The sequence below is a fragment of the Clostridium boliviensis genome (genome assembly GCF_033342255.1).
GTDB lineage: Bacteria > Bacillota > Clostridia > Lachnospirales > Lachnospiraceae > Lacrimispora > Lacrimispora boliviensis.
This window is the reverse complement of sequence record NZ_JAWONS010000195.1, coordinates 1-487: the sequence shown is the minus strand read 5'-3', so window position 1 is coordinate 487 and position 487 is coordinate 1. Positions and strand designations below refer to the sequence as shown.

General features: G+C 61.2%; 1 pseudogene. It reads left to right on the top strand.

From position 1 onward, the window contains the following. Positions 1-487 (top strand): annotated as a pseudogene (locus RZO55_RS12450) (DNA-directed RNA polymerase subunit beta'); the annotation flags it as partial.

Here is a 487-nt window from a genome sequence, read left to right as displayed (position 1 = left end):
CGGTCTCCCACATCTGGTATTTCAAGGGAATTCCCAGCCGGATGGGTCTGGTCCTGGACATGTCTCCGCGCTCCCTGGAGGAAGTGATCTACTTCGCTTCCTACGTGGTCGTCGATCCCGGACCGACGCCCCTGGAAAAGAAGCAGCTCTTGTCCGAGAAGGAGTACCGCAACTACCGGGAGAAGTACGGTAACGCCTTTACGGCGATGATGGGGGCGGAGGCTATTAAGCGTCTCCTTCAGGAGATCGATCTGGACAAAGAAGTGGAGGCCTTGAGGCAGGAGCTGGCCACCGCCCAGGGACAGCGCCGCAACCGGGCGATCAAGCGGCTCGAAGTGCTGGAGGCCTTCCGGAATTCCGGCAACCGTCCCGAGTGGATGGTGCTCGAGGTGCTCCCGGTCATTCCGCCGGAGCTCCGGCCGATGGTGCAGTTGGATGGCGGTCGTTTTGCCACGTCGGATCTGAACGACCTGTACCGCCGGGTGAT